Here is a 22,655-nt window from a genome sequence, read left to right as displayed (position 1 = left end):
AAGGAGCATCCCCGGTGACCACACAACTCCTTGACGGCAAGGCGACCGCCGCCGACATCCGCCGCGAACTCGCCGAACGGGTCGCCAAGTTGACCGCCGACGGGGGACGGCCGCCCGGCCTCGGCACCGTCCTCGTCGGCGACGACCCCGGCAGCCGCGCCTACGTCGCAGGGAAGCACCGGGACTGCGCCCAGGTCGGTATCGCCTCCCTCCGCAGGGACCTGCCCGCCGACGCCACCCAGCGGCAGGTCGAGGACGTCGTCGACGAACTCAACGCCGACCCGGCCTGCACCGGCTACATCGTCCAACTGCCGCTCCCGAAGCACCTGGACGCGGGCGCCGTACTGGAACGCATGGACCCGGCCAAGGACGCCGACGGACTGCACCCCGTCAACCTCGGCCGGCTCGTCCTCGGCGTCGACGCCCCGCTGCCCTGCACCCCGCGCGGCATCGTCGAACTGCTGCGCAGGTACGAGGTGCCGCTCACCGGGGCGCGGGTCTGTGTGATCGGCCGGGGCATCACGGTGGGCCGGCCGATCGGACTGCTGCTGACCCGCCGCTCCGAGAACGCCACCGTGACCCTGTGCCACACCGCCACCAAGGGCCTGGCCTGGCATGTGCGCGAGGCGGACATCGTCGTCGCGGCGGCCGGCTCGCCGGGGCTCGTCACCGCGGACATGCTGCGCCCCGGCGCCGCCGTCCTGGACGTCGGCATCACCCGCACCGACAGCGGCCTGGTCGGCGACGTCCACCCGGACGCGGGGCAGGTCGCCGGATGGGTCGCGCCGATGCCGGGCGGGGTCGGCCCCATGACCCGGGCGATGCTGCTGGCCAACGTCGTCGAGGCCGCCGAACGGAACGCCGGCGCCGTATGACCTCACGCACCGCGGGCGCCACCAGGGCGCCCGCGGTGTTCCGACTCCTCCCGTACCGCCGACTTTCACATGGACGCCACCGGACCCTTCCCTGACGTTTGGTGCTCTTGGAACACTCGCTCCGCGCGCATTCCGTCAGGTTCCGGCCATCCGCACCCCAGGATGAGAGGCAGTACCCACCCATGTCCGAGGTCAACCGGCGCAGATTCCTCCAACTCGCGGGCGCCACCACGGCGTTCACCGCGCTGTCGAGCTCCATCCAGCGTGCCGCCGCGCTCCCGGCGAACCACCGCTCGGGGTCGATCGAGGACGTCGAGCACATCGTCGTCCTGATGCAGGAGAACCGCTCCTTCGATCACTACTTCGGCAAGCTCCGGGGCGTCCGCGGCTTCGGGGACCCGCGCCCGGTGACCCTCCAGAACGGCAAGTCGGTCTGGCACCAGGCCGACAGCACCGGCAAGGACGTCCTGCCCTTCCACCCCGACCACGACGACCTGGGCCTCGCCTTCCTCCAGGACCTCCCGCACGGCTGGAACGACGGCCACGCCGCCTTCAACGCGGGCAAGTACGACAAGTGGGTGCCCAACAAGAGCGCGACGACGATGGCGTACCTGGAACGCGAGGACATCCCGTTCCACTACGCGCTCGCCGACTCCTTCACCATCTGCGACGCCTACCACTGCTCGTTCATCGGCTCCACCGACCCCAACCGCTACTACATGTGGACGGGGTACACCGGCAACGACGGCAAGGGCGGCGGACCGGTCCTCGGCAACGACGAGGTCGGGTACGGCTGGACGACGTACCCCGAACGCCTGGAGCGGGCGGGCGTCTCCTGGAAGATCTACCAGGACATCGGCGACGGCCTCGACGCGGCCGGATCCTGGGGCTGGATCAACGACGCCTACCGCGGCAACTACGGCGACAACTCGCTCCTGTACTTCAACCAGTACCGCAACGCCCAGCCCGGCGACCCGCTGTACGACAAGGCCCGCACCGGCACCGACTACACCAAGGGCGAGGGCTACTTCGACCAGCTGCGGTCCGACGTGAAGAGCGGCAAGCTGCCGCAGATCTCCTGGGTCGTCGCCCCGGAGGCCTTCACCGAGCACCCCAACTGGCCCGCGAACTACGGCGCCTGGTACATCGCCCAGGTCCTCGACGCGCTGACCTCGGTGCCGGAGGTGTGGGCGAAGACGGCGCTGTTCATCACCTACGACGAGAACGACGGCTTCTTCGACCACGTGGTCCCCGCCTTCCCGCCCGCCTCCGCGGCGCAGGGCAAGTCGACGGTCGACCCCGGGCCCGACCTCTTCAAGGGCGACAGCGGCCATGTCGCCGGCCCCTACGGTCTCGGCCAGCGCGTGCCCATGCTGGTCGTCTCGCCCTGGAGCAAGGGCGGTTACGTCTGCTCCGAGACCCTCGACCACACCTCGATCATCCGGTTCATGGAGCGCCGCTTCGGGGTGCACGAGCCGAACATCTCGCCCTGGCGGCGCGCGATCTCCGGCGACCTCACCTCGGCCTTCGACTTCTCCCGCAAGGACGTGAAGCCGGTCGCGCTCCCGGACACCGACGGCTACGAGCCGCCGGACCGCGTCCGCCACCCCGACTACGTCCCGACGCCGCCCGCCACCCCGGCGCTCCCGAAGCAGGAGCACGGTCTGCGCCCGGCCCGCCCTCTCAAGTACGCGCCCCACGTCGACGGTTCGGCCGACACGGCGGCGGGCAGGTTCACGCTCACGTTCGCCTCGGGGGCGAAGGCGGGCGCGGCCTTCCTGGTGACGTCCGGCAACCGCGCCGACGGCCCGTGGACCTACACCACGGAGGCCGGCAAGACCGTCTCCGACACCTGGAACTCGGCGTACTCGAACGGCTCGTACGACCTGACCGTGCACGGCCCCAACGGCTTCCTGCGCGTCTTCAAGGGCCCGAACAAGGCCGCCGGACCCGAGGTCACCGCCCGGCACGTCGGCGACACCGTCGAGCTGACCTTCACCAACAAGGGCTCCGGCGCGGTACGCCTCAAGGTCACCAGCGGATACGGCGGCCGCGTGCGGACGTTCACGGTCCGCCCCGGCACCACCGTCAAGCACACCGCCGACCTCACGGCGAGCCGACGCTGGTACGACCTCACGGTCACGTCCGAGTCCGACGCGGCCTTCCTGCGCCGCTTCGCCGGCCACGTCGAGAACGGCCGCCCGGGCGTCAGCGACCCCGCCCTGTCGGCCGTGTAGCCCTCACAACGGCGTGAGATGCCCCGGCTCGGCCTGCCGGGGCATCAACCCCGCCTCGGCCGCCCCCTTGGCGGCCTCCAGCGCGAGAACGGCGGCGACGGGGTGCTCGTCGTAGGGGTGACCGGCCACGCCCGCGGGCCGCTCGTCACCGGCACGCGCGTGCTCCTCGCGGACCATCGCGCCCTCAGACGTCACCTCGCCGGCCGCCACCACCGGCGTCACCCGGCTCAGCACCACGACACCCCACGCCGCCAGCCCCGCCCCGGCCAGGGCCAGCAGGATGCCCGCGGGGCCGCCCTGGAGGCGTTCGCCGAGCAGGGTGAGGCCGATCACGGCGGCAGCCACCGGGTTGGCCAGGGTCACCACGGCCAGCGGGGCGCCCAGGCCACCCCTGTAGGCGACCTGGGACAGCAGCAGGCCGCCCGCGGCGAACGTGGCGACCAGGAGGGCGACGCCGATGACCTGGACGCTGAGGAGGGATTCGGAGCGGTCCGTCGCGGCCACCGTCACGGTCTGGGTGAGTGCTGAGGCGACTCCGGAAGCGAAGCCGGACGCGGAGGCGTGCCGGAGGCCGGGGCGGGCGCCTCGGCGGGCGAGCAGGCCGATCACCGCGGCGGTCACACCGGCGACCGCGACGGCCTCGGGCGCGCTGAGCACGTCCTCGGGCGCCGGACCGGACGCCGTCACCAGGATCGCGGCCAGACCGAGGAGTGTGTACGCCGTGCCCCGCCACTCCGCCGCGCTGACCCGCCGGCCGGCGACCCGGGCACCCATGGGCACCGCGGCGACCAGGGTGAGCGCACCGAGCGGCTGGACCACGGTCAGCGGGCCGTACTTGAGGGCGACCACGTGCAGCAGCGCCGCACCGGCGTTGAGGACCACCGACCACCACCAGGCACCCGAGGTCAGCATGTGCAGCATCCCCGCGCCCGGTTCGCGGGAGGCGAGCCGCTCCTGGGCGACGGCCGCGGCCGCGTAGGCGACGGCGGAGAACAGGGAGAGGACGACGGCGAGGACGGTGGCGCTCATCGGCCGGCTCCGACCAGGACGTTCTCCTTGGCGGGAGCGAGGCTCTCCTGGGCGCGGCCCGCGGTCGTCGTGGTCCGGTGCGGCAGGTGGATCACCGCGAGGGCGATCCCGAGCATGGCCGCCGCCACGATCGCGTCCAGCCAGTAGTGGTTGGCGGTCCCGACGATCACCGTCAGGGTCAGCAGCGGATGCAGCAGCCACAGCCACCGCCAGCGCGACCTCGTCGCGACGATCAGGCCGATGGCCACCATCAGGGCCCAGCCGAAGTGCAGCGACGGCATAGCCGCGAACTGGTTCGAGAGGTGGTCGGTCCGCGGCGGCCCGTACACGGACGGCCCGTACACCTTCGCCGTGTCCACCAGCCCCGTCGCCGCGAGCATGCGCGGCGGCGCGAGCGGGAACGCGAGATGTACCAGGAGCGCGGCGGCCGTGACGGCGGCGAGGACCCGGCGGGCCCAGACGTAGTGCGTCGGCCGGCGCAGATAGAGCCAGACCAGGAAGGCCAGGGTGGCCGGGAAGTGGACGGTCGCGTAGTAGGTGTTCGCGAGGTGCGCCAGGGTGTCGCCGTGCAGCAGCAGATTCTGCACATCGCCCTCGCCGGGGAGATGGACGGCCCGTTCCAGGTCCCACACCCGGTGCGCGTTGCGGAACGCTTCGCCGGTGTGGCCGGCCGCCAGCTGACGGCCGAGCTTGTAGACGAGGAAGAGCCCTGCGACGAGCAGGAGCTCACGGACGAGCGGCGGCCGCGCTATGGCACGGGTCTCCGCCTCTGCAGGCTCGGTGCGGGCATTCATCCCCCGGCCCCTTCGCTGACGGTGGTGCGGGTAGAGCTGGTGACTCGTCGGGTGCGGCGAACTCATCGCGCTCATCGGTACTGGTTCGTTCCGATACGACAGTGTACCGATACGCGAGTGTACCGATACGATCGGGTACCGGTACACTGACGTATCGATAGACGTACGCCACACTGGATGCGGACACCCCCCTCAAAACCTTGGCCGCAGCCGCTCAAGCGGCACTAGAACGAGGAGAAGAGCCGATGACGTCGCAGGCCGCGGACGGACCGGACATGGTCACCGCCTCGCGCCGCTCCAAGATCACGCCGGAGCGTGAGCAGGAGTTCTTCGACGCCGTGCTCGAACAGGTCCGTGAGTGCGGCTATGAGGCCGTGACCATGGAGGGCGTCGCCGCCAGCACCCGGTGCAGCAAGTCCACGCTGTACCGGCAGTGGAAGACCAAGCCCCAGTTCGTGGTGGCCGCGCTGCGCTCCCGGCGCCAGTCGAAGTTCGACGGCATCGACACGGGATCGCTCGCGGAGGACCTGCGCGAGGCGGCGCGGGCCGCGGGCCGCTGGTCCAGCAGCGACACCAAACTGCTCCAGGCCCTCGGGCACGCCGTCACCCAGGACCCGGAGCTGGCGAAGGCGCTGCGGGAGGCGCTCGTCGACCCGGAGATCGCGGCGCTGAAGGAGATCCTCCAGCGCGGCGTCGACCGGGGCGAGGTCATCGCGGGACATCCGGCGCTGGAGTACATCCCGGCCCAGATGTTCGGTGTGATCCGGGCCCGGCCCATCGTGGACGGGGAGTACGCGGATCCCAACTATCTGGTCTGCTTCGTGGAGGCCGCGGTGCTGCCCGCACTCGGCCTCACCTGAAGACCCAGGCCGCCGTCCACGGGATGACTGGACGGTGACCTGCACGCGCCGCACCGTGGGGACGGGGGCGGCGCGCACCCCCCGGCCGGGTGGGGTTCCTCTTGAGCGGAGAGGCGCCCCACCCGGCCGACTGGTTCCCCGGGTTGTGGACGACGGGGGTGTCAGACGTCCTGGCCGCTGCCGCCGCCCGTGGACACCTTGATCCCCTTGGTGATGTCGTCGATCAGGGACTGCTTCTCGCCGACGTCCACACCGAAGCGCACGACGACGATCTGTGCGGAGTTCGCGGGGGAGGGGAAGGCCAGCGACTCGACGTAGCCGTCGGCGCCCTTGCTGGTGACCGCCTTCCAGCGGACCAGATAGCCCTTCTGCCCGGCGACCGTCACGGCCTTGGAGGCCAGCACCTCGTGCGAGGTGATCGAGCCGTACGTCTTGCCGCCGTAGGACTGCTCGGCGTTCGCCTCGATGTCCGCCTTGGCGATCTGCTCGGCCGTGCTGCCGGTGGTGCCCAGCAGCTGCGCGGGCGCCGAGTACGCGCCGCCCTTCGTGCAGGTCTGCGTGGTGTCACCGGGGCAGTCGTAGGAGTCGTTGGACGTGACCGACGCGCCCGCCTGGATCTGCTGCCCGTACCAGTCGTCCGGGATCGGGATGCTGATCCCGGAGACCGCGTCGGTCACCGAGCCGCTCTCGATCTTCGGCGCCTCGGACTGCTGCGGCGAGGGCGAGGCCCCGTCGGAACCGCCCGAGCCGCCGCCGGGGCCGCCGTTCCCGCCGTTGCCGCCGGGTCCGCCCTGACCGCCCGTGGAGCCGTCCTGTCCGCCGGGCCCGCCCTGGCCGCCCGGACCCTGCTGCGAGGTGGCGTTGCCGCCGCCCGAGTCGTCGCTGCCGGCCAGCGCCCACACGCCCACGCCGATACTGGCGAGGACGGCGACGGCGACCGCGACGGCTATGCCGGTGCGCAGTCCGCGCCGGCCGCCCGCCGGTGGCGGGGCGGGGTACGCGGGATACGCCGGATACGCCCCGGCCTCGGGGGTCTGCGCCGGCGGACCCCATACGGCGGCCGACCCCGCGGGGCGGGTCTGGTCCGTCCATGCCTTGCCGTCCCACCAGCGCTCGGTGGCGGGACCGTCACTTGTCTGCCCGGGATCGGGGTACCACCCGGGAGGAGTCACCTGCGTCATGTACCCACCGTATGAGGCGTCGGTGAAAGGCGGATGAGAGGGCCTGACCCCATTCCGGTCACTTCAGTACGAGTCGTACAGGACCCTCTCGCGCGGGCGGCGGCAGCCGCAGCCCGTCCCGGCCGGGAGTGACCGAACCGAGCACGCGCGCGTGCCGGGCGCCGGTGCTCGCGGGCACGGTGCCGGGCAGCCCGTGCGCGGTCAGGAACCCGAGCACGGCGAAGGCGTACGCCTCCTTCGCCGCCGACGGCAGCCCCAGCTCGTCGGAGGTGCGCAACGGCACCCCCGGCAGCTCCTCGGCCAGCATCGCCCGCAGGACCGGATTGCGGACGCCGCCGCCGGAGGCGATCACCTCCGTCGCCCCCACGGACCGCACCGCGTCCGCCACCGTACGGGCGGTCAGCCGGGTCAGCGTGGCCACGACGTCCTCGGCGGGCAGCGTCCCGGTGCCCGCCAGGGCGTCCCGCAGATGCCCGAGGTGGAACAGCTCCTTCCCGGTCGTCTTCGGCGGCGGCAGCGCGTAGTACGGCTCGGCCAGCAGCCGGTCGAGAAGCGGCCCGTGCACCTCGCCGCGCGCGGCCAGCGCCCCGTCGGCGTCGTACGCGAGGCGTCCGCCGCTGAACCCCCGGGCCGCCGCGTCGATCAGCGCGCACCCGGGGCCGGTGTCGAAGGCGGTCCCGTCGGGCGCGGTGAGGTTGGCGACACCGCCGAGATTGAGCGCGACCGGAGTGCCGGGACGGCCCCGCAGCCACAGCAGGTCGACCAGGCTGACCAGCGGCGCGCCCTGACCGCCCGCGGCGATGTCCCGCGGCCGGAAGTCGGCGACCACGGGCAGCCCGGTCGCCTCGGCGATCCAGGCGGGCTGCCCGATCTGCAACGAGCCGTGGACCCTGCCGCCGACGGCCCAGTGATACACGGTCTGCCCGTGCGAGGCGACCAACTCGGCCCGCCCGTCGCACAGTTCACGATCGGCCCGCACCGCCGCCGCGGCGAACGCCTGCCCGATCAGGGTGTCAAGGCGGCACACCTCCGCCATCGAGGTCGCCCCCGGCGGAAGCGCCGCCGCGAGCGCCGCCCGCAGCTCGTCGTCGTACGGCCGGCTCACCATCCCCAGCGGCCTGAGGACCAGACCGTCCCCGACGAACTCCAGGTCGGCCGCCGCCGCGTCGATGGCGTCGTACGACGTCCCGGACATCAGGCCGATCACCCGCATCCACTCAACCCGCCTTCCGTCCAGGGGACTTGGCCAGCGCCAGCACACTCACCGCGCACGTCACGGCCGCGTAGTAGGCGGGGATGTCCACGTTCCCGGTGCGTTCCACCGTCTTGGTGATGATGAGCCCCGCACAGCCCGAGAACACCGCATTGGACAGGGCGTAGGCGAGTCCGAGGCCCGTGTACCGCACGTTCGTCGGGAACAGCTCCGCCAGCATCGCGGGACCCGGCCCCGCCATCAGACCCACCACGGCACCCGCGGCGAACACCGCCACCCCCTTCGCGGCATTCGAAGTCCCGCCGCTCTGCAACAGGTTGAGCAGCGGCACCGAGAGCACCGCCACCAGCAGCGCGCCCGTCAGTATCACCGGGCGGCGCCCGACGCGGTCGCTGAGCAGCCCCGCCGGGAGGATGCTCGCCGCGAAGCCCAGGTTGGCCAGCACCGTCGCGATCAGGGCCTGCCGGAAGCTCGCGTGCAAGGTGCTCTGCAGATACGACGGCAGCACGACCAGGAAGGTGTACCCGGCCGCCGCCCACCCCATGATCCGTCCCGCGCCCAGCGCGATCGCCCCCACCACCCGGCGCACCGGCGGGCGTTCGGCCTCGTGCTCCTCCCGGAACGCGGGCGTCTCGTCCAGCCGCAGCCTCAGCCACAGCGCGCCCAGCCCCAGCGGCAGCGTCAGCAGGAACGGCAACCGCCAGCCCCAGTCGCCCAGTTGCCCCTCGGACAGCACGCTCGCCAGCAGCGCCGCGACCCCCGCACCGCCCAGCAGCCCGAGCGCCACCGTGAACGACTGCCACGCCCCGTACAGCCCCCGCCTCCCGGGCGGCGCGAACTCGGTCATCAACGACACCGCCCCGCCGAACTCCCCACCGGCGGACAGCCCCTGAAGGACCCTCAGAAAGGTGAGCAGCCACGGCGCGAGCGCGCCGACCTGGCTGTACGTCGGCAGCGCGCCGATGAGGGTCGTCGCGCCCGTCATCAGGGCGATCACCAGGATCAGCACCGGACGCCGCCCGATCCGGTCCCCGAGACGGCCGAACAGGGCGGCGCCGACCGGCCGGAAGAAGAACGCCAGCGCGAACGACGCGTACGTCCTCACCAGCGCCTCGACCTCACTCCCGCCCTCCGGGGTGAAGAAGCGGGCCGCGATGATCGTGGCGAAGTAGCCGTAGACGCCGAACTCGTACCATTCGATGAAGTTGCCCACCGACCCCGCGACCAGGGCACGGCGGGAGCTTCCTGCCTTCGGATCTCGGAAAACGGTCTCCTCCTCCGGTTTTTGACCATCAGTCAAACAACACGGGACGGCAGGTCAGCGGCCTGATGCGTCGACCGTCCGAAGCCGCCGTCACCCGTCACGGCAACAGCTGCCCGGACCGCCCTCCACATAGGCAAGCGGACGGCTACGCTCGTGGTCTGTACGTCGTTCGGGCGACTTGGGGAGGTATTGGGATGACGGAGGAAGAGCCCGCACCGGCCGCCTCGGCCTCCCTCCTGTGGGAGCGCGAGACGGAGGTCGCCGCCGTGGAGCGGGCGATCGCCACCCTCCGCGCGGACCGCTCGTCCTCGGGCAGCCTCCTGCTGGTCCGCGGCGAGGCGGGACTCGGCAAGACCGCGCTGCTCACCGAGGCCCGCCGGATCGCCGAGGAACACGGCTGCACCGTCTGGTCGGCCCGCGGCGGCGAGACCCTCAGGTCCGTCCCCTTCAACGTGGTCCGCCAGCTCCTCCAGCCCGCCCTGATCTCCCTCATGCCGGAGGAGGCGCGCGAGTACCTCGGCGACTGGTACGACATCGCCGGCCCCGCCCTCGGCATCACGGACCCCGGCGAGCGCCAGGCCGACCCGCAGGGCGTGTGCGACGGCCTCGTCGCCGCCGTCCGCAGGCTCGCCCGCCGCGACTGGCCGCTCGTCCTGGTGATCGACGACGCCCACTGGGCCGACCAGGAGACCCTGCGCTGGCTCGCCGCCTTCGCCGAGCGCCTCGACGACCTGTCCGTACTCGTCCTGGTGGCCCGCCGCCCCGGCGAGGTCAGCGGCGAGAGCGCCCGCCACCTCGACGCGGTCGCCGCCGCGGGCGCCCCCGTCGCCACCCTCAGCGCCCTGACCCCCGCCGCCACCGAGGGCCTCACCCGCGCCACCCTGGGCGCCCACGCCGACGCCCCGTTCTGCCGCGAGGTCTGGGCCGTCACCGGCGGCAACCCCTACGAGACCGTCGAACTCCTCGCCAAGGTCCAGGACAGCGAACTCGAACCCGTCGAGGCCCAGGCCGCCGAACTGCGCGCCCTGAACCGCTCCGCCCGCGGCGGCGGACTCGTCGCCCGCCTCGAAGGGCTCGGCATCGAGGCCACCCGGTTCGCCTGGGCGGCCGCCATCCTCGGCACCGGCATCTCCGTCGACCTCGTGGCCAAGCTCGCCACCATGGGCCGCGACGAAGCCGTCCGCTGCGCCGAACTCCTGCGCACCGCCCGCATCCTGACCGAGCCCGACCCGGCCGCCGTACCGGCCGACGACGGCGACCTGGAGTTCGTCCACCCCCTCATCGCCACCGCCGTCTACAACTCCATCCCCGACGCCCTGCGCACCGCCATGCACGGCATCGCCGCACAGGTCGTCGCCGAGTCCGGGCTCGGCGCCGCGATGGCCTCCCGGCACCTCCTCCAGGTGCACCCGGACGACGACGAGGAACTCGTCGAGCAGCTCCGCGAGGCCGCCCGCGAACACCTCGCCGTCGGCGCCCCCGACGCGGCCCGCCGCTGTCTGGAGCGGGCTCTGCTGGAACCGCCCCGCCCCGAGGTGCACGCGCAGGTGCTCTACGAACTGGGCTGCGCCACCCTCCTGACCGCCCCCGCGACCACCGTCCACCACCTCCAGTCCGCGCTCGGCATGCCCGGCCTCGACGGCCCCGAACGCGTCGACGCCGTCTTCCGCCTCTCCCAGGCCCTCCTCCACAACGACCAGCTGGAGGAGGCCGTCCGCACCGTCGAGGCGGAGGCCGCGCGCCTCGAACCCGGGCCCGCCCAGATGCGGCTCCAGGCCGTCCAGTACATGTGGGAGGGCATCCACGCGGGCGAGGCGTCCTCCCCGGGCCGCTCCGAGCGGCTCGCCGAACTCGCCGCCACCTGCACCGGCCGCGACAACTCCGAGCGCGCCCTGCTCATGCTGCGCGGCTTCGACGCCATGACCCACGGCGAGAACGCGGAAGTCGTCGTAGAACTCTGCGACCGCGCCCTCGTCAACGGCCGCCTCGCCCCCGGACTCGGCTGGACCGACCCCGAGTGGGGCATCGAGATCCTGATGATGCTGGCCAGCTCCTACACCTACACCGACCGACTCGACCGCGCCGAGAGCCTCTTCACCGAGGGCCTGCGCACCTACGAGTCCGCCGGCTGGAGCGGCGGCCACCTCTCCCTCGCGCACGCCTTCCTCGGCTTCGCCTACCGCCGCCGAGGCCGCCTCCGGGAAGCCGAGGCCACCCTCCGCGAATCCCTCCGCATCGCCGAGCGCGTCGGCCGCGGACTGCCCCTGTACTGGTCCGCGACCTGCAACCTCGTCGACACCCTGCTCGCCCGCGGCCACGTCGACGAGGCCTGGGAGGTCGCCGAACAGTACGGCTTCATGCCGCCCTACCCCTCCACCATCGTCCTCCCCGACCCCCGCTCGGTCCGCGGCCGCCTGCTCCTCGCCGTCGGCCGTACCCAGGACGCCATCAACGAACTGGAAGCCGCCGAGAAGGCGGCGACGGTCCGCGGCCACCACAACCCGGTGATGGTCCCCTGGGGCCTGGACCTCGCCCGCGCACTCGCCGTCGACGACCCGACCCGCGCCGCCCAACTCGCCACCGACGCCCGCCGCCGCGCGGAGCGCTTCGGCACGGACACGGCGATCGGCGAGGCGTTGAGGTGCGCCGCGGCGCTGGAGACGGGGCAGCGGGCGGTGCGGCTGCTGTCGCAGGCGGTGACGTATCTGGAGGCGTCACCGTGTCAGTACGAGCACGCGGCGGCAAGGGTGGAGTACGGAATCGCCGCGAGGTCGGTGGCGGAGATCAACAGGGGTCTGTCGCTGGCGCGTTCGTGCGGCGCGGACGGCTTGGTGGCGCAAGCGAGGGAAGTCCTCGACACAGGACGAGGCTTGCGCTGAGCCCCGTAAGGGGCGCGGGGAACTGCGCGATCAGCCCCAACGCACCCGCACACGGCCTCAGAGAGCAAGCAGCTGCTCAGTAGCCGCAGAGAGCCGCTTCTGTACGTCCCTGTCGTACGTCTCCTCGTGCGCCCGCGCCGGACTCGTCCCGTCGAAATACCCACCTGTCCCCAAGTCCCGCGTGGCCAGGGCCAATACCCCCGGCGCCCCGTCCGCGACCGTGTTCCACGGCGTCACCCCGCCCTCGCGCACCATCGCGGTGTCCATGAAGGTCGCCGGATGCAGCACGTTCACCGCGACGCCTGTACCCGCCAACTCCTCGGCCAGCGTGAATGTATGCGCCGCCAGCGCGAACTTGGCCCGGCAGTACGCCCCGAACCCGTCGTACCCGCGCCGGAACTCGATGTCGTCGAAGTCGACGGGATTCTGCCCGACGGAACCGACGTTGACGATCCGCGCGGGCGTGTTGGCGCGGAGGACCGGAAGCAAGGCTCGGGTCAGGACCACCGGCGCCAAGTAGTTGACGGCCAGCCGGAGTTCATGCCCGTCGGCACTCAGCTCGCGCCCCGAGCCAGGCGCACCGGCACCCACCCCCGCGTTGTTGATCAGCACATCCAGGTCGGGATGCGCCCCCGCGACATGCGCCCCCAGCTCCCGCACCTCCGCCAGTGAGGCGAGGTCGGCGACGAACGCCTCGGCGTCGCCTTCGGTGCGAAGCTCCTCGACGAGCTGTTCGGTACGCCGGGGATCGCGGCCGTGGGCGAGGACGACATGGCCGGAGCGGACCAGCTCGAAGGCGACGTAGCGGCCGAGTCCGGAGGTGGCACCGGTGATCAGAATCGTGGACATGCCTCCACCGTAGGCGCGCGGCGGAGGCATGTGCGTGGTGCTGTCGAAGCTACGTCCCGCAGGGTCACCCTTCTTCTTCGGCTGTTTCCTCCGCCAGGACCCGCTGAGCGGTGGCGAACGCCGAGTTCGCGGCCGGAACCCCGCAGTACACGGCCGTCTGGAGCAGCACCGCGCCGATCTCCTCGGGTGTCAGACCGTTGCGCCGGGCGGCCCGGACATGCATGGCCAGCTCGTCGTAGTGGCCGTGCGCGACCAGCGCGGTCAGCGTGATCATGCTGCGCTCGCGGCGGCTGAGCGTCGGGTCGGTCCAGATCTCGCCCCACGCGTAGCGCGAGATGAAGTCCTGGAAACGGGCGGTGAAGCCGGTCTGCCGGGCCTGCGCCCGGTCCACGTGGGTGTCGCCCAGCACCTCCCGCCGTACCTCCATGCCCCGCTTGGCGCCCCCGTCGAAGTGGGCGCGCAGAGCGGTCAGCACGGCCTCCGGGCACTGCGCGGGCGCCAGATGCGAGGCGCCCGGGAGCTCGACGAGCGCGGCGCCCGGCACCGCGTCCGCGATCTCCCGCAGATGCGCGGGCGGGGTCGCGGGGTCCTCGCGCCCCGCGACCAGGAGTGTCGGCGCGGAGATCTCCGCCAGCCGGTCCCGGATGTCGAAGGCGGCGAGCGCGTCACAGCAGGCGGCATACGCGGCCGGGTCGGCGTCCCGGTGGTCCCGCACCAGCCGCGGCACGGTGAACCCGGGCGTGAACCAGCGCGCGTCCGCGCTCTCCACCAGCCACTCCATGCCCTCGGCCCGCACCCGCGCGGCCCGCTCCTCCCACGCCTTCGAGCCGTTGAAGTGGGCCGACGAGCAGACGACCGCCAGCGACGAGATCCGCCCCGGGTGGCGCACGGCCAGCTCCAGCCCGACCGCACCGCCCAGCGAGACCCCCGCGTACGCGAACCGCTCGATGCCGAGCGAGTCGGCGAGCGCGATCACCAGATCGGCCAGGTCGCCGACGGTGGCCCCGGGGCCGATCAGACCGGCCGCGCTGCCGCCGTGCCCCGGCAGGTCCCAGCGGACCACCCGATGAGTGGTCGACAGCTCGGGCGCGACCTTGTCCCACAGGGCGTACGACGTCCCGAGCGACGGCCCGAGCAGCAGCGGGGGAGCCGAAACCGGGCCCTCGGCATGGTGGTTGAGGAGTTTCTCGGTCAACGTCGCTCCAGAGCACGGTCGGTGAGAGTGGCGGCGGCGCCCGTGTAGCGGGCCGGGTCGGTGAGCGCGTCGAGGTCGACGCCCTTCAACTCCGGTTCCTCCGCCATGAGTTCGCCGAGACCGCGGCCCTCGGCGTAGGTGCGCTCGGCCAGCTCGGTCAGCAGCGCCTTGGCGCGCGCCCGGCCGAGCACGGGGGCCAGCTCGGCGGAGAGCCGCTCGGAGACGATCAACCCGTGGGTGAGGTCCAGGTGTTCCCGCATGACGTCCGCGTGCACCCGCAGCCCCTCGGTGAGTTCGGCGGCGTCATGGGCGGCGCCGCCGACCAGCCGCAGCAGATCCCGCAACGGCTCCCACTCGGCGTGCCAGGCCCCGGCCGGCCGCTCGTCCTCCGCGGCCAGGGAGCCGTACAGCGTGGCCGCGAGCTGCGGTGCCCGCCGGGCCGCCGCCGCGATCAGCGTGGACCGTACGGGATTCGCCTTGTGCGGCATCGCCGACGAACCGCCGCCGCTGCCCTCCGCGACCTCGGCGATCTCGGTACGGGCCAGCGTGAGCACATCCGTGGCGAGCTTCCCGAGCGCTCCGGCCGCGAAGGCCAGACACCCGGCGAGATCGGCGATCGGCGTCCGCAGCGTGTGCCAGGGCAGCTCGGGCGCCTTCAGCCCCAGCTCGCGCGCGTACGCCGCCGGCAGCGCGGTCGGATCGGTCGCGCCGTACGCCGTGAACGCGGCCAACGTCCCCGCCGCACCGCCGAGTTGGGCGGGCAGCGAGTTCCGTACCGCCGTCACCCGGTCCCGCGCGTCCAGGACCAGCGACCGCCACCCGGCGGCCTTCAGGCCGAACGTCGTCGGTACGGCGTGCTGGGTGAGCGTCCGCCCCGGCATCGCGGTGTCCCGGTGCGCGGCGGCCAGCCGGGCCAGCGCCGCCTCCGTACGCCCGAGGTCGGCGCGGACCAGGTCGAGGGTGCGCACCGCGACCAGCACGGTCGCCGTGTCCATGATGTCCTGGCTGGTGGCGCCCCGATGGACGTACGGCCCGTACTCCGCCCCCACCGCCTTTGTCAGATCGGCGACCAGCGGGATCACCGGATTGCCGCCCGCCCGTGCCCGTACGGCGAGGTCGCGGGCGTCGAACTCCCCGGCTCGGGCGGCCGCGGTCACCGCCGTGGCCGCCTCCTCGGGAGCTAGCCCCAGCGCCGCCTGGGCGCGGGTCAGCGCGGCCTCCGCGTCGAGCAGCGCCCTCAGATAGGCGGCGTCGCCGGTCGCGGAGGCGGCGGGGGAGCCGGCCCACCCGGGGGCGAGCAGACCGGCGTCGGGTTCGGCAGAAGTCACTGGAACTCCAGGAAGACCGTCTCGCCTTCGCCCTGAAGGCGGATGTCGAAACGGTACGTTCCGTTGCCGCCGTGGGCCGCGATCAGCGTGCCGCGCCGCGCGGGGTCCACCTGGTTCAGCAGCGGGTCGGCGGCGAGCGCGGCCTCGTCACCGGGGAAGTAGATCCGCGTGTACAGGTGTACGAGCAGCCCGCGCGCGAACACGCACACACTCAGATAGGGCGCGCTCCGCCCCCGCGCGCCCGGCCGCAGCGTCCGCGCCGACCAGTGCCCGCTCGCGTCCGTCTGGCTGCGGCCCCACCCGGTGAACTCCACCCCGGTACGCCCCATGAAGCCACCACTGGCACCGTCGCGCCGCATCGACCCGTCGACCCGCGGGATGTTCCCGTCCGGGTCGGCGCCCCACAGCTCCACGAACGCGTCGGGGAGCGGGTTGCCCGCACCGTCGTAGAGGTAGCCGTGCACGGCGACGGTGTCCGGGTGGCCGACGGGCGCGATGTCCTCGCCGCCCGGGAACGGCAGGGCGTGTCCGTAGAACGGCCCGACCGTGTGCGACGGAGTGGGCAGCACCGTCTCGGGACGGCTCGTGTCGATCTTCGTCATGGCAGGTCAGCGCCCTTCTTCGATCCAGGTGGCGTTCGGGCCGTCGAGCACGATGTCCCAGTGGTAGCCCATCGAGAACTCCGGCACCGACAGGTCGTGGTCGTACGTCGCGACCAGCCGCTGCCGGGCCGCGTCGTCCGTCACCGACTGGATGATCGGGTCGTACGGGAACAGCGGGTCGGCCGGGAAGTACATCTGCGTCACGAGCCGCTGCGTGAACGCCGAGCCGAACAGCGAGAAGTGGATGTGCGCCGGCCGCCAGGCGTTGAGGTGCTGCCGCCACGGATACGGGCCCGGCTGGACGGTCGTGAAGTGGTACTCCCCGTCGTCGCCTGTCAGCGTACGGCCGACGCCGGTGAAGTTCGGGTCCAGCGGCGCGTCGTGCTGCTCCCGCTGATGCGCGTACCGCCCCGCCGAGTTGGCCTGCCATATCTCGACGAGCTGCCCCCGGATCGGCCGCCCGTTCCGGTCGAGCAGCCGCCCCGACACGGTGATCCGCTCCCCGATCGGCTCCCCGTTGTGCTGCCGGGTCAGATCGTTGTCGATCTCGGTGATGTCCCGCTCCCCGAACGCGGGCGAGTGCAGCTCCACCAGCTCCGGGTCCTTGGACACATCGATGGTGACCGGCGGCTGCTTGGGATGCCGCAACACCGAGGAACGGTACGGCGCGTAGTCGCGGCGCGGCTGATGCTCGACGGGGGCACCATCGGCGACACGCTTCTCGTAGGCGGCGTGCTCGGCGGCGATTTCCTGGTCGATGTCGTGCTGGGTGAGAGTCATGAGAAGTCCCGGGGGCTTGACGTTCTTAGCGTTCGAGGACGAGGGCGAGGCCTTGGCCGACGCCGATGCAGAGCGTGGCCACACCGACTCCACTGCCCTGGCGGGCCAGTTGATGGGCGACCGTGCCGGCGAGCCGGGCACCGGAGGCGCCGAGCGGATGGCCGAGGGCGATGGCACCGCCCTGCGGGTTGAGGATCGCGGGGTCGAACTCGGGCCACTCGGCGACACAACCGAGCACCTGCGCGGCAAAGGCCTCGTTCAGCTCCAGGACCGACAGATCGTCAAACCCCTTGCCGGCCTTGGCGAGCGCCCGATTGACGGCCTCCACGGGGGCCAGGCCGAAGTAGTCCGGGTCGAGAGCGTTCACGCCGGTCGAGGAGATACGCGCGAGCGGCTCCCGCCCCGTGGCCCGCAACCCCTCCTCGTCCACCAGCAACAGCGCCGCCGCCCCGTCGTTCAACGGAGACGCGTTGCCCGCGGTGACCGTCCCCCCGTCCGTACGGAAGGACGGCTTCAGCTTGGCCATCGCCGCGAGGGACGCGTCGGCCCGTACGCACTCGTCCGCGCCGAACACCACCGGCTCGCCCTTGCGCTGCGGAATCGCCACTGGCGCCAACTCGGCGTCGAACAGCCCCGCTTGCTGCGCGGCGGCCGCCTTCTGATGGGAGCCCAGCGCGAACTCGTCCTGCTGCTCACGCGTGATCTTGTGCTTGTCGGCGATCAACTCGGCGGACTCACCCAGCGGAATCGTCCACTGCGGATCCATCCTCGGATTGACCATCCGCCAGCCCAGCGTGGTCGAGTACAGCTCGGTGTGCCCGGCCGGAAAGGCCCGGTCGTTCTTCGGCAGCACATACGGCGCCCGTGTCATGGACTCGACCCCGCCCGCCACGGCGATGGACGCGTCCCCGACCGCGATGGCCCGGGCCGCCTGGATCACCGCCTCCAGGCCGGACGCGCACAGCCGGTTGACGGTCACCCCCGGCACCGACGTCGGCAGCCCGGCCAGCAGCGCGCCCATGCGCGCGACGTTGCGGTTCTCCTCACCGGCCCCGTTCGCGTTGCCGAAGTACACGTCCTCGATCCGCGCCGGGTCCAAGTCCGGCGTACGGGCGAGGAGTTCACGGATGGCGTGCGCGGCGAGGTCGTCCGGCCGCACCGAGGACAGACCGCCGTTGTAGCGGCCGATCGGCGTCCGGACCGCGTCGACGATGTATACGGGCTTCACAGCAGGTCCTCCGCGACGGTGAGCTTGGCGCCGGTCCGGGCGATGACGTCGTCGACGGTGACATCGGGGGCCACCTCGGTCAGCACGAGGCCGTCCGGGGTCACGTCGATCACGCCGAGGTCGGTGATGACCCGGTTGACGCACGCCTTGCCGGTGAGCGGCAGCGCGCACTCGTCGAGGATCTTCGCCGAGCCGTCCTTGGCGGTGTGGGTCATGACGACGATGACCGTACGGGCGCCGTGGACGAGGTCCATCGCCCCGCCGATCCCGGTGATCATCTTGCCGGGGATGGCCCAGTTGGCGAGGTCACCGCCCGCGGACACCTGCATCGCGCCGAGCACCGCGACATCGATGTGCCCGCCCCGGATCATCGAGAAGGACAGCGCCGAGTCGAAGAAGGAGGCGCCCGGCAGGACCGTGACGGTCTCCTTGCCGGCGTTGATGAGGTCCGGGTCGACCTGGTCCTCGGTCGGGTAGGGGCCGGTGCCGAGGATGCCGTTCTCGGACTCCAGGATCACCTCGACGCCCGGCGGAAGGTAGTTGGGGATCAGCGTGGGCAGGCCGATGCCGAGATTGACGTACTGCCCGTCCTCAAGCTCGCGCGCCGCCCGCGCGGCCATCTGCTCGCGTGTCCAGGCCATCAGTTGCTCACCGTCCGCTGCTCGATCCGCTTGTCGGCGGCCTGCTCCGGCGTCAGTGCCACCACCCGCTGCACGAAGATCCCCGGCAGATGCACCGCGTCCGGCTCGATCCCGCCCGGCTCGACGAGTTCCTCGACCTCGGCGATCGTCACCCGACCGGCCATCGCCGCGAGGGGGTTGAAGTTGCGGGACGACTTGTTGAAGACCAGGTTCCCGTGCCGGTCGCCCTTCCAGGCCCGCACCAGTGCGAAGTCCGTACGGATACCACGTTCCAGCACATACTCCGTGCCGTCGAACTCGCGCACCTCCTTCGGCGGTGAGGCCAGAGCGACGCCGCCCTCACCGTCGTACCGCCAGGGCAGGCCGCCCTCGGCGACCTGGGTGCCGACGCCGGCGGGGGTGTAGAAGGCGGGGATCCCGGCGCCCCCGGCGCGCAGCCGTTCGGCGAGCGTGCCCTGGGGGATCATCTCGACCTCCAGCTCGCCGGCCAGGTACTGGCGGGCGAACTCCTTGTTGGCGCCGATGTAGGAGCCGGTCACGCGCGCGATGCGCCCCGCCGCGAGGAGGACGGCCAGGCCGGACTCCATGGCACCGCAGTTGTTGGAGACGACGCCCAGGCCGCTGACCTCACGCTCGTACAGGGCCTGGATCAGCACGTTCGGCACACCGCTGAGTCCGAAGCCGCCGACGGCGAGTGTCGCGCCGTCCGGCACATCGGCCACCGCCTCGGCGGCTGTGGCGACCACCTTGTCCATGCGTGAAGCTCCATCCCGCTGAATGCTCAGGGCACTGACTATTTCGGTGAAGTTTCCTTCACGCTGCCACCGGACGGGGATCGCGTCAAGACCCAGGAGAAAGGTGAGGTCAGGAGTGTGGGTGGGGTTGCAGACAGTGCGCCGGTCGGCGGGTATCGTTCAGTGCACCAATCAATTCGTCCCGTGTATCGATCGACTCGACCGTGGGGAGCGCACATGGCCGCGGTGGACCTCACCACCCACCCCGGGCACCTGGCCCGCCGCCTCCAGCAGGCCCACTACCTGCTGTGGAACACGATGGTCTCGGAGGAGATCACCTCGCCCCAGTTCGCGGTCCTCAACGCGCTCGTCGCCGAGCCCGGCCTCGACCAGCGCACCGTGGGGGAGCGGGTGGGGCTCGACCGGTCCACGATCGCCGAGGTGATCAGCCGGCTCGGCCGCCGCGGACTGCTGGACAAGGTGCGTGACCCGCAGGACGGCCGTCGCTTCCTGCTGCGGCTGACCGAGGACGGGCTGCGGACCCACCGCAAGCTGACCGTGCGGACGGCCCGTATGAACCAGGTCTTCCTGGCCCCGCTCTCCGCCGCGGAACAGTCCGTCTTCTTCGAGCTGATCCAGCGCGTCGCGGACGCGGCCGAGGGGCTCCGCAATCCGGCGGAACCCCTCGTCGCGCAGCGTTAGGCCTTCACGAAGAGCACCCACACCTGACCCTTGGCGAAGTTCACCGGGTCACCGCCGCTCGTGGTGAAGGTGGTGCCGTCCGTCGCCTTCTCCCGCTCCCAGTCGACGTTGTACGCCTTTCCGCCGCGCAGCACCTTCGCCTTCCCGGAGCCCACCGTCTCGGTGTACGGCGTGTTGTTGCCGAGGAAGTCGTAGAAGTCGGACTTGCGGATCTTCACGTACTGCACGACGACCGTCGCCGGGGCGATCCGCTTGCCCCCGGTCGTGATGGCCGGGGTGCCGTCCATCGAGACCAGGTAGCGGTCGCGGCTGGACGACCAGGTGAAGGAGTAGGTGGCCGCCGGGTAGCGCACGGTCTCCGAGGTGTCCTTCTTCCCGCCGGAGGGCGCGGTGCCGTAGGTGAAGCCGGTGGTCAGGGCGTCCGCGCCGGGGGCGGCCGGCATCAGCCGGGCCGGGCGGAGATAGAGGTTGTGCGGGGCGGGCTTCTCGGTGCCCCGGAAGTAGGCGCCGGAGGTCTTGCCCGGGGTCTGCGGGTTGAGCGGCGCCTTGTTGATCAGCGGCATCAGCTTGCCCTGGGCGCCGGAGAAGGTGAGCGTCGGGTTGTCGAACTGGCGCAGCAGCTCCAGATCGGACTCCCGGGCGCTGCGCACCGGCCCGATGACCTTCGGCAGCTTGGTCGCGTACACCGCCATCAGCCGGCTCAGACCGCCCTCGACCTGCTCGGCGTAGATGATGTCCGCGGAGTCGGTGCCCGTGTGCGGCCGGGCCGCCCGTACGTTGTCGATCTTCACGGCGAGGACCGACTCGCCGGCCAGCCCGCTCTCCGCCGGGTCCTGGCCGTCGTCGGCGCTCTGCCCGCCGTCGTGTGTCTCGCCGGGCCCGCGCCCGTCGTCCACCGGTCCGGGCCGGTTCGTGCCCGTGCAGCCCGCCGCCAGGGAAACCGTCAGTGCGGCGGCCAGAAGCGCCGCCGTCGTCGCGGCGCGTCGCGTGCGCGCCCTTCGTCCCATGCCCACCGTCGCCACCCAAGTCTCGTTTCACTGATTGTGCGCTTATCTGTTCATTGGTGGCCATACCCGCTCGGATTTGATGGACTTGGGTGAATACTCCTGACGGAGCGTGTTGCTACGCCGAGCGGCTCAGAAGGGGGTTAACCCAAGATCGCGTCGAGGTCGTAGCTGACCGGCTCCTCCAGCTGCGCGTACGTGCAGCTCTCCGGTTCCCGGTCCGGGCGCCAGCGGCGGAAGCGGGCCGTGTGCCGGAAGCGTGCGCCGTTCTCCATGTGGTCGTACGCCACCTCGGCCACCCGCTCCGGTCTGAGCGGCACCCACGACAGGTCCTTCTTCCCCGACCAGCGGCTCGGCGCCCCGGGCAGCCGGGCGCTCTCATGGGCCGCCTCGTCCGACCAGGCCGCCCAGGGATGTCCCTCGGTGTCCTGGAGCCGCAGCGGCTCCAGCTCCTCGATCAGCTCGGCGCGCCGTTTCATGGGGAAGGCGGCGGACACGCCCACATGCTGGAGGGTGCCCTGGTCGTCGTAGAGCCCGAGCAGCAGCGAGCCGACGACGGGGCCGCTCTTGTGCAGGCGGTAGCCCGCGACGACCACGTCCGCGGTCCGCTCGTGCTTGATCTTGAACATGGCCCGTTCGTCCGGTCGGTAGGGCAGCGTGAGCGGCTTGGCGATGACCCCGTCCAGGCCCGCCCCCTCGTACTGCTCGAACCACCGCTGGGCCACCTCGACGTCCGTGGTCGCCGGGGCCACGTGCACGGGCGCGGTCGCCCCGGACAGCGCCGTGGTCAGCAGCTTTCTGCGGTCGCTGAGCGGGACGTCCAGGAGCGGCTCGTCCTGGAGGGCGAGCACGTCGAAGGCCACGAAGGACGCCGGGGTCCGCTCGGCGAGCGTGCGGACCCGGGAGGCCGCCGGGTGGATGCGCTCGGTCAGCGCGTCGAAGTCCAGCCGCCCGTCCCGCGCGATGACGATCTCCCCGTCCAGGACGCAGCGCTCGGGCAGGTTGCCCTTGAGGGCTTCCACCAGCTCCGGAAAATACCTGGTCAACGACTTCCCGGTACGGCTGCCCAGCTCGACCTCGTCCCCGTCGCGGAACACGATCGCCCGGAACCCGTCCCACTTCGCCTCGTACTGCATGCCCGGCGGGATCTTCGCCACGGACTTGGCGAGCATCGGCTTCACGGGCGGCATCACCGGCAGGTCCATGGTCCGATTCTGTGCCCGACTGTCACGAAATGCCTTATATGTGATGCTCGCCTAC

The 22,655-nt window shown here is 72.0% G+C and carries 20 protein-coding genes; 5 read left to right on the top strand and 15 right to left on the bottom strand.

Annotation, left to right across the window (positions count from 1 at the left end; genetic code table 11):
* Positions 1–14: 14 nt before the first annotated feature.
* Complete coding sequence (locus ABZ928_RS07690; RefSeq protein ID WP_361515796.1) at positions 15–875, top strand: bifunctional methylenetetrahydrofolate dehydrogenase/methenyltetrahydrofolate cyclohydrolase; 861 nt, start codon at positions 15–17, stop codon at positions 873–875.
* Positions 876–1,057: 182 nt separating this feature from the next.
* Entirely contained in the window at positions 1,058–3,112 is a 2,055-nt protein-coding gene (locus ABZ928_RS07685) for a phosphocholine-specific phospholipase C (protein ID WP_361515794.1), read from the top strand.
* Positions 3,113–3,115: 3 nt separating this feature from the next.
* Here ABZ928_RS07685 and ABZ928_RS07680 read toward each other — a convergent pair whose 3' ends face one another.
* Complete coding sequence (locus tag ABZ928_RS07680; protein ID WP_361515792.1) at positions 3,116–4,141, bottom strand: hypothetical protein; 1,026 nt, start codon at positions 4,139–4,141, stop codon at positions 3,116–3,118.
* Positions 4,138–4,935 (bottom strand): phosphatase PAP2 family protein, encoded by a 798-nt coding sequence (locus ABZ928_RS07675; protein ID WP_361515790.1) that lies wholly within the window; start codon positions 4,933–4,935, stop codon positions 4,138–4,140. The genes ABZ928_RS07680 and ABZ928_RS07675 overlap by 4 nt, the downstream gene beginning before the upstream one ends.
* Positions 4,936–5,180: 245 nt before the next feature.
* On the opposite strand from ABZ928_RS07675, the gene ABZ928_RS07670 reads away from it, so the two are divergent.
* Positions 5,181–5,795 (top strand): TetR/AcrR family transcriptional regulator C-terminal ligand-binding domain-containing protein, encoded by a 615-nt coding sequence (locus tag ABZ928_RS07670; RefSeq protein ID WP_361515788.1) that lies wholly within the window; start codon positions 5,181–5,183, stop codon positions 5,793–5,795.
* A gap of 161 nt (positions 5,796–5,956) precedes the next feature.
* Here the strand turns inward: ABZ928_RS07670 and ABZ928_RS07665 are convergent, their stop codons facing one another.
* Genes ABZ928_RS07665 through ABZ928_RS07655 form a run of 3 tightly spaced genes read right to left on the bottom strand, consistent with a single transcriptional unit; the run spans position 5,957 to position 9,402 of the window.
* A complete protein-coding gene (locus ABZ928_RS07665) occupies positions 5,957–6,976 on the bottom strand; it encodes a DUF2510 domain-containing protein (protein WP_361515786.1) in 1,020 nt (339 codons plus the stop codon).
* Between the two features lie 58 nt (positions 6,977–7,034).
* Complete coding sequence (locus ABZ928_RS07660; protein ID WP_361515785.1) at positions 7,035–8,189, bottom strand: anhydro-N-acetylmuramic acid kinase; 1,155 nt, start codon at positions 8,187–8,189, stop codon at positions 7,035–7,037.
* A gap of 4 nt (positions 8,190–8,193) precedes the next feature.
* The gene (locus ABZ928_RS07655) at positions 8,194–9,402 is read right to left on the bottom strand and encodes an MFS transporter (protein WP_361515783.1); all 1,209 of its coding nucleotides are present in this window, start codon (positions 9,400–9,402) and stop codon (positions 8,194–8,196) included.
* Between the two features lie 245 nt (positions 9,403–9,647).
* On the opposite strand from ABZ928_RS07655, the gene ABZ928_RS07650 reads away from it, so the two are divergent.
* Positions 9,648–12,332 carry an AAA family ATPase gene (locus ABZ928_RS07650; RefSeq protein WP_361515781.1) on the top strand — a complete coding sequence of 895 codons (2,685 nt, stop codon included), beginning with the start codon at positions 9,648–9,650 and terminating at the stop codon, positions 12,330–12,332.
* Positions 12,333–12,389: 57 nt separating this feature from the next.
* On the opposite strand, the gene ABZ928_RS07645 is transcribed toward ABZ928_RS07650, so the two are convergent.
* From ABZ928_RS07645 to ABZ928_RS07610, 8 genes are all read right to left on the bottom strand, one after another.
* A complete protein-coding gene (locus ABZ928_RS07645; RefSeq protein ID WP_361515780.1) occupies positions 12,390–13,181 on the bottom strand; it encodes an SDR family NAD(P)-dependent oxidoreductase in 792 nt (263 codons plus the stop codon).
* A 64-nt stretch (positions 13,182–13,245) separates the two neighbouring features.
* Positions 13,246–14,376: a 3-oxoadipate enol-lactonase gene (pcaD, locus tag ABZ928_RS07640; protein ID WP_361515778.1), complete on the bottom strand. Its 1,131-nt coding sequence runs from the start codon at positions 14,374–14,376 to the stop codon at positions 13,246–13,248.
* Positions 14,373–15,704 (bottom strand): 3-carboxy-cis,cis-muconate cycloisomerase, encoded by a 1,332-nt coding sequence (gene pcaB / locus ABZ928_RS07635; RefSeq protein ID WP_361515777.1) that lies wholly within the window; start codon positions 15,702–15,704, stop codon positions 14,373–14,375. The genes pcaD and pcaB overlap by 4 nt, the downstream gene beginning before the upstream one ends.
* Positions 15,701–16,306 carry a protocatechuate 3,4-dioxygenase subunit alpha gene (pcaG, locus tag ABZ928_RS07630; RefSeq protein WP_361515775.1) on the bottom strand — a complete coding sequence of 202 codons (606 nt, stop codon included), beginning with the start codon at positions 16,304–16,306 and terminating at the stop codon, positions 15,701–15,703. The genes pcaB and pcaG overlap by 4 nt, the downstream gene beginning before the upstream one ends.
* Positions 16,307–16,312: 6 nt before the next feature.
* Entirely contained in the window at positions 16,313–17,086 is a 774-nt protein-coding gene (gene pcaH, locus ABZ928_RS07625) for a protocatechuate 3,4-dioxygenase subunit beta (protein WP_361515773.1), read from the bottom strand.
* A gap of 25 nt (positions 17,087–17,111) precedes the next feature.
* Positions 17,112–18,314: a thiolase family protein gene (locus ABZ928_RS07620; RefSeq protein ID WP_361515771.1), complete on the bottom strand. Its 1,203-nt coding sequence runs from the start codon at positions 18,312–18,314 to the stop codon at positions 17,112–17,114.
* On the bottom strand, positions 18,311–18,955 hold the full coding sequence (locus ABZ928_RS07615) for a CoA transferase subunit B (protein ID WP_361515770.1): 645 nt from the start codon (positions 18,953–18,955) through the stop codon (positions 18,311–18,313). Before ABZ928_RS07615 ends, ABZ928_RS07620 begins: the two co-directional genes overlap by 4 nt.
* A complete protein-coding gene (locus ABZ928_RS07610) occupies positions 18,955–19,710 on the bottom strand; it encodes a CoA transferase subunit A (RefSeq protein ID WP_361515768.1) in 756 nt (251 codons plus the stop codon). The genes ABZ928_RS07615 and ABZ928_RS07610 overlap by 1 nt, the downstream gene beginning before the upstream one ends.
* 216 nt (positions 19,711–19,926) lie before the next feature.
* On the opposite strand from ABZ928_RS07610, the gene ABZ928_RS07605 reads away from it, so the two are divergent.
* On the top strand, positions 19,927–20,391 hold the full coding sequence (locus tag ABZ928_RS07605) for a MarR family transcriptional regulator (RefSeq protein WP_361515766.1): 465 nt from the start codon (positions 19,927–19,929) through the stop codon (positions 20,389–20,391).
* Here the strand turns inward: ABZ928_RS07605 and ABZ928_RS07600 are convergent.
* Both ABZ928_RS07600 and ABZ928_RS07595 read right to left on the bottom strand, forming a co-directional pair.
* On the bottom strand, positions 20,388–21,398 hold the full coding sequence (locus ABZ928_RS07600; RefSeq protein WP_361515764.1) for a DUF3048 domain-containing protein: 1,011 nt from the start codon (positions 21,396–21,398) through the stop codon (positions 20,388–20,390). The genes ABZ928_RS07605 and ABZ928_RS07600 overlap by 4 nt on opposite strands.
* Positions 21,399–21,538: 140 nt before the next feature.
* A complete protein-coding gene (locus ABZ928_RS07595; protein WP_361515763.1) occupies positions 21,539–22,600 on the bottom strand; it encodes an ATP-dependent DNA ligase in 1,062 nt (353 codons plus the stop codon).
* Positions 22,601–22,655: the final 55 nt, after the last annotated feature.

It is taken from the genome of Streptomyces sp. NPDC046909, from assembly GCF_040644695.1.
Classification (GTDB): Bacteria; Actinomycetota; Actinomycetes; order Streptomycetales; family Streptomycetaceae; genus Streptomyces.
This window is presented reverse-complemented; position numbering and strand designations above follow the sequence as displayed.